Raw genomic sequence first — 6,455 nt, 5'->3', positions numbered from 1 at the left:
GTCGGCCTTCGCCCAGGTGCTGCATTCGAAGCTGCGCATCCCGTTCGACCGCATCCGCCTGGTCCAGGGCGATAGCGACCGCCTGATCGCCGGCGGCGGGACCGGCGGCTCGAAATCGATCATGGCCAGCGGCGCCGCGATCCTGGAGGCGGGCGACCTGGTGATCGAGAAGGGCCGCCAGATCGCCGGCCACCTGCTGGAGGCCGCCGCCTTCGACGTCGAATTCGCGGATGGCCGCTTCACCGTGGCCGGCACGGACCGCGGCATCGGCATCATGGAGCTTGCCGGCCGGCTCTCCGCCGGACTCGAGCTGCCGGCCGACGTGCCGGCTTCGCTTGATGTCGACCACATCTTCAAGCAGGCGCCGTCCGCCTACCCGAATGGCTGTCACATCGCCGAGGTCGAGATCGACCCGGAGACCGGCATCACCGCGGTGGTGCGCTACATCATGGTCAACGATTTCGGCACGCTGGTGAACCCGCTGCTGGTCGAAGGCCAGCTGCATGGCGGCGTCCTGCAGGGCATCGGCCAGGCGCTGATGGAACGCACCGTCTATGATGCGGACGGCCAGCTGACCACCGGCTCCTTCGTCGACTACCAGCTGCCGCGCGCCGCGGATGCGCCGCCGGTCTTCACCTTCGAGAGCCGGCCGCAGCCGACCGCGACCAATCCGTTGGGCGCCAAGGGCTGCGGCGAGGCTGGCTGCGCCGGGTCGCTGCCGGCGGTCATGAACGCCGTGGTCGACGCCCTGTCCGGGCTCGGCATCCGCCATGTGAACATGCCGGCGACGCCGCTGGCGATCTGGGACCTGATCGCAGCAAGACAGGCCGCCCCGGTCTGATTTCCCTTGCCAGGGTTTTCACGGCAGGCGTCACATCCGCGCGATCCTTTCGTCCTGCAGCCGGGCATCCTGCCCGGGGAAGAGCCGTGACCATCGAAGACCCTGCCTCCTCCTGGCCGCGCCGGCACGGCCGCCTGCTGCCGGTCCTTGCGGCCGTCCTGGCCATCGCAATCTTCCTGTTCGATACGTTCAGCCCGCTGAAGATCGCGGTGGCCGTGCTGTACGCCATCGTCATCTTCATGTCGGTCGGCGTCGTCGACCGGCGCGGCATCCTGGCCATCGCCCTGGCCTGCGCCGGCCTGACCATCATCGCCTTCATCGGCGGGCTGGGCCGCGGCTTCGAAGCCCATCTGCTGCGCTGCCTGGTCGCCCTGTCGTCCATCGCCATCGCCACCCTGCTCGCCATCCGGATCCAGGCGGCAGCCCTGGTGCTGCGCGAGAATGAGCGGCGCTGGCGCCACATTTTCCAATCGGTCGGCGTGGCGATCTGGGAGGAGGATTTCTCAGGCGTCCGGCGCCTGTTCGACGATCTCGCCCGCCAGGGCGTGTCCGATGTCCGGCGCCGTCTCGAGGACGATCCAGACCTGGTCGAGCGCTGCATCGCGCTGGTGCGGATCGCCGATGTCAACGAGGCCGCCATCCGGCTGGTCGGTGCCGCCGACCGGGCAGAGGCAATATCGCTGCGGCGCCAAGCCTTTCTGCCCGACACCCTGGCCACCTATCGCGAATTGCTGATCGCCCTGGCGGAGGGCCGGCCGTCCTATGCCGGCGAGACAGTCCTGCAGACTCTCGATGGCGAGCGACGGTCGATCCTGGTCGCCGCCACCTTCCCCGCCGGCGGGGCACGGGCCAGCGGCCTGCTGAGCGCCGTCGACATCACCCAGCGCAACCGCACCGAACGGGCGCTGGCCGAGGCCCGGGCCGAGCTGGCCCATGTCTCCCGCTTCATCACCCTGGGCGAGCTGACGGCGTCGATCGCCCATGAGGTGAAGCAACCGCTGGCCGCCATCGTCACCAACGGCCAGGCCTGCCTGCGCTGGCTCGGCCGGCCGGTGCCGGAACTGGACGAAGCGCGGGCCTGCGCCGAACGGATCGTGAGCGAGGGCAACCGCGCCGACCAGGTGGTGCAGCGATTGCGCAGCCTGGCCAGGAAGACGGATCCGGAGCGGATCGCGGTCGACCTCAACGCCATCATCGGCGAGGTTGTCGGCCTGATGCAGCGCGAGGTCGACGACCACCGCGTGGTGCTGCGCACCGATCTCGCGCCCGGTCTGCCACCAGTCCTGGCCGATCGCGTCCAGCTGCAACAAGTGCTGATCAACTTGGTGATCAACGCCATCCAGGCGATGAACCCGGTGCCCGACCGCGCTCTCACGCTCGAAACCCACAAGGATCCAACGGGGAATGTTATGATCCTGGTCAGCGACAGCGGTGTCGGCTTGGATGAGGAAACGATGGCGCATCTGTTCACGCCATTCTACACGACGAAGCACGACGGCATGGGCATGGGGCTGTCGATCTGCCAGTCCATCATCGAGTCCCATGGCGGCCGGATCTGGGCCACGCGCAATCCCACCGCCGGGGCGACCTTCCATGTCCTGCTGCCGGTCCGGCCGGACGCGACCGCGTGACCGCCGATCCGGTCGAAGCGCCGCTGGTGCTGGTGGTCGATGACGAGGCGGCGGTGCGCGACGCCCTGGACAGCCTGCTGCGGTCGGTCGGCTTCCGTGTCGCATGCTATGCCTCGCCGCAGGATTTCCTGCGCAGCAACCTGCTGCAGGCCGCCAGCTGCCTGGTGCTGGACATCCGGCTGCCGATCGTCAGCGGGCTCGACTTCCAGGCCCAGCTGACCCATGCCGGCATCCGCGTCCCGGTGATCTTCATGACCGGGCATGGCGATATCCCGATGAGCGTGCGGGCGATGAAGGCCGGGGCGGTCGATTTCCTGACCAAGCCGTTCCGGGACCAGGATCTGCTGGACGCGGTCGCGGCCGCCATCGAACGCGACCGCCGCCGCCGCACAGCCGACGAGCACGTGTCCGTGATCGCCGGCCGCTACGACACGCTGACGCCGCGCGAGCGCCAGATCATGGCGCTGGTCACCACCGGCCTGATGAACAAGGAGATCGCCGGCCGGCTGGGCCTGAGCGAGATCACGGTCAAGATCCATCGCGGCCATGTGATGAAGAAGATGATGGCGCGGTCGATCACCGACCTGGTGCGGATCGCCGATGCGCTGACGGCCAGCCGGGCCGCGGACTAAGAGACCGTTTGAAAACGCGTTGGCGTGAGTCGGCTGGTGGTGGTTTCGAGAACCGGCGCGCAGCGGACGTTTGGGTCCGTGAGCACCGGAAGCGGAGAGGCCGCCATCAGACGGCCGCGTCGGCGCGTTTCCAGACGGTCTCTAAAACCACTGTATAGTTTCGCGCTCCAACCGGTCGGTGCAGAGTCGGGGTGGTCGGCTGTTCTTTGTCCGCCGCGTCCCGGCCAAGTCTGGAGCCGTGCCGATGTCCGGATCTCCGGTTGTTGCCATCATCGACGACGACGCTGCCGTGGGGCGGGCGACGGGCAGCCTGGTGCGGTCGCTCGGCCTCGCCGTGCGCAGCTTCCCGTCGGCGGAGCAGTTCCTGGCCGCGCCCGACCGGGACGAGGTCGCCTGCATCATCACCGATGTCCAGATGCCGGGCATGAGCGGCATAGATCTCTATTGCGAGATGCAGACGCGCGGCGCCGCCATCCCGTTCATCTTCATCACGGCGTTTTCCGAGGCAAGGGTGCGGCAGCGCGCCGGCGACGACGCCCGCATCCTGCGCAAGCCCTTCGACGGGCATATTCTGGCCCAATGGGTCGAAGCGGCTTGCGGGCAACAATAGGCTGCCGGGCGGCACCGGACGAAGAGCGGTCCGGCGTGCCCCGTCAGGCGGCGCGCCGGATCGTCACCGGGATCGACTTGTAGGACGGCGTGCCGCTCTGTGCATCGAAATGGCTCAGCGCGATCAGGCCGTTGGCTTCCGGGTAATAGGCGGCCACCGACCCGACCGCGATGTCATGCGCCACGGCGGTCATGCCGTGCAGCACCCGCGGCCGGTCTGCCCCGTCCTCGGCCACCGTCTCGACATCGATCCGGTCGCCATGGGCGAGGCCCAGCGCCGCGAGATCCCGCTGGTTCAGGAAGATCACGTCGCGGCGGCCGGTGATGCCGCGATAGCGGTCGTTCAGCCCGTAGATCGTGGTGTTGTACTGGTCGTGGCTGCGGATGGTGGTCAGGCGCAGCGCATCGGTGCCGACCGTCCGCGGATCCTCCTCGACGCCGGCGCAGAGCAGGAAATTCGCCTTGCCCGACGGTGTCAGCCATTTCCGGTCCGATGCCGCCACGGTCAGCCGGAACCCGCCCGGCTGGGCGATGCGGGCGTTGAAGTCGTGGAAGTCGGGGTACACCGCCTCGATCTTGTCGCGGATGCGGGCGTAGTCGGCGACCAGACTGGTCCAGTCGACCTTGGTGTCCGGCAGCGTCGCCAGCGCCAGGCCGGCGACGATTGCCGGCTCCGACCGCAGCTGGTCCGAGGCCGGCGGCAGGGTGCCGCGCGAGGCGTGCACCATCGACATCGAATCCTCGACGGTGACGGATTGCACGCCGGTTTCCTGGTCATCGCGCTCGGTGCGGCCGAGGCAGGGCAGGATGATCGACGCCCGGGCCAGCAGCAGGTGCGAGCGGTTCAGCTTGGTGGCGATGTGGACGGCCAGGTCCAGCTTGCGCATGCCGGCGAACACCGCCTCCGGATCCGACATGGCGACGGCGAGGTTGCCGCCGAGGCAGATGATCGCCTTCGACCGGCCGTCGCAGATCGCCTCCACCGCCTCGACCGCGTTGTGGCCATTCTCTCGCGGCGGGGCGAAGCCGAAGACCCGCTCGATCGCGTCCAGGAATGGGGCGGAGGGGATCTCGGTGATGCCGACGGTGCGGTCGCCCTGCACGTTGGAATGGCCGCGCAGCGGGCAGATGCCGGCGCCCGGCCGGCCGATATTGCCGCGCAGCAGCAAGAGGTTGGCGAGCTGCTGCACATTGGCGGTGCCATGGCGGTGCTGGGTGATGCCCATGCCGTAGCAGATGATGACATTCTTGGCAGTGGCGTAGACCTGCGCCGCCGCCTCGATATCCGCACGCGACAGGCCGGCATGCGCCTCGATCGCGTCCCAGGACAGGGTGTCGAGGTCGGCCACCAGTGCGTCGAAGCCGGTGGTGTGTTCAGCGATGAAGGCGCGGTCGAGCAGCCCCGCCCCGCCCGCTGCGGTGTTCGCGGCATCGGCGGCCAGCAGCGCCTTCATCATGCCCTTGAGCACGGCGACATCGCCGCCGACCTTGACCTGGTGATAGGCCGAGGCGATCGGGGTCGAGCCGAGCGTCAGCATCTCGATCGGGTTCTGCGGCGCGGCAAAGCGTTCCAGGCCGCGTTCGCGCAGCGGGTTGAACACCACGATCGGCACGCCACGCTTCGACGCCTCGCGCAGGGTCGACAGCATGCGCGGATGGTTGGTGCCCGGGTTGTGCCCGATGCAGAAGATGGCATCGCAGAGGTCGAAATCCTCCAGCGTCACCGTACCCTTGCCGACGCCGATCGACACCGGCAGGCCGACGCTGGTCGCCTCGTGGCACATGTTCGAGCAGTCGGGAAAATTGTTGGTGCCGTATTCCCGGACGAAGAGCTGGTACAGGAACGCGGCCTCGTTCGACGTCCGGCCCGAAGTGTAGAATTCGACGACGTCGGGGTCGGCATAGCCGCGCAACGTCTCGCCGATACATCGGAACGCGTCGTCCCAGGAGATCGGCAGGTAGCGGTCGGTGGCGCGGTCATAGGCCATCGGATGGGTCAGCCGGCCCTCATCCTCAAGCGCGTAATCCGACCAGGTCCACAGCTCGGCGACGGTGTGGGCGGCGAAAAATTCCGGCGTGGTGCGCTTGCTCGTGGTCTCCCACGACACCGCCTTGGCGCCGTTCTCACAGAACTCGAAGGACGAGGTGTGCTTGGGGTCGGGCCAGGCGCAGCCCGGGCAGTCGAACCCCGCCGGCTGGTTCATCCGCAGCAATGCGCGGGTGTCCTCGGCGATCGCCATCTGGTCCTTGATCGCCCGGGCCACCGCGCCCAGCGCGCCCCAGCCGCCGGCCGGCCCGTCATAGGGTTTGACGCCGGGAACGTCCTGATCCTTGGTCTTGGCCATGGCACTGCTCCTCGAACTCGGGCCGGCTGGCTGCCGACGATCTGCGGTCACGCCCGGGGCATGACGTTCGACGGCCGGGATGCTGCCGGGGCCGCCACGCCGGCCACGGCTGCTTCGGCCTGACGGCCGCTGCCGCGCTCCTGCGCCCAGTATCCCAGCCCGACCATCAGGCCGCCGCCGACCAGGTTGCCGAGCGTGACCCACAGCAGATTATGGACCGCGCCGCCGAAAGTAACAGTGTCGGGATGCTCGCCCAGCAGGGCCAGCGCGAACACGAACATGTTGGCGACCGAATGCTCGAAGCCGCAGGCGACGAAGATGGCGATCGGCCAGAAGATCAGCGCGATCTTGGCCGCGTCGTTCTCGGTGCGGCCGCACATCCAGATGGCCAGGCAGA

General features: G+C 68.4%; 6 protein-coding genes. 4 read left to right on the top strand and 2 right to left on the bottom strand.

Annotated elements, in window-relative coordinates; genetic code table 11:
- The 4 genes from AC3XYG_RS08790 to AC3XYG_RS08775 all read left to right on the top strand — a co-directional run.
- Window positions 1-841 (top strand): xanthine dehydrogenase family protein molybdopterin-binding subunit (locus AC3XYG_RS08790; RefSeq protein ID WP_489139440.1); only part of this gene is annotated, 841 nt, incomplete at its 5' end.
- A gap of 86 nt (window positions 842-927) precedes the next feature.
- Window positions 928-2,472, top strand: a complete 1,545-nt coding sequence (locus AC3XYG_RS08785) for a sensor histidine kinase (protein WP_489139439.1) — start codon at window positions 928-930, stop codon at window positions 2,470-2,472.
- A complete protein-coding gene (locus tag AC3XYG_RS08780; protein ID WP_489139438.1) occupies window positions 2,469-3,104 on the top strand; it encodes a response regulator transcription factor in 636 nt (211 codons plus the stop codon). The genes AC3XYG_RS08785 and AC3XYG_RS08780 overlap by 4 nt, the downstream gene beginning before the upstream one ends.
- A 244-nt stretch (window positions 3,105-3,348) precedes the next feature.
- The gene (locus tag AC3XYG_RS08775) at window positions 3,349-3,714 is read left to right on the top strand and encodes a response regulator transcription factor (protein WP_489139437.1); all 366 of its coding nucleotides are present in this window, start codon (window positions 3,349-3,351) and stop codon (window positions 3,712-3,714) included.
- A gap of 43 nt (window positions 3,715-3,757) precedes the next feature.
- Here AC3XYG_RS08775 and AC3XYG_RS08770 read toward each other — a convergent pair whose 3' ends face one another.
- Entirely contained in the window at window positions 3,758-6,058 is a 2,301-nt protein-coding gene (locus tag AC3XYG_RS08770) for an FdhF/YdeP family oxidoreductase (protein WP_489139436.1), read from the bottom strand.
- A 47-nt stretch (window positions 6,059-6,105) separates the two neighbouring features.
- On the bottom strand, window positions 6,106-6,455 hold a 350-nt coding region (locus AC3XYG_RS08765; protein WP_489139435.1), incomplete at its 5' end, for a formate/nitrite transporter family protein.

The sequence above is a fragment of the Inquilinus sp. genome, assembly GCF_057815775.1.
Note: the sequence above shows the minus strand (reverse complement) of the source record. Positions and strands in the feature narration are given on the sequence as shown.

What these genes read in the sequence shown, in the direction of transcription:
- AC3XYG_RS08775 (WP_489139437.1), top strand. Translation starts at nt 3,349, where the DNA reads ATGTCCGGATCTCCGGTTGTTGCCATCATCGACGACGACGCTGCCGTG.
- AC3XYG_RS08770 (WP_489139436.1), bottom strand. Translation starts at nt 6,058, where the DNA reads ATGGCCAAGACCAAGGATCAGGACGTTCCCGGCGTCAAACCCTATGAC.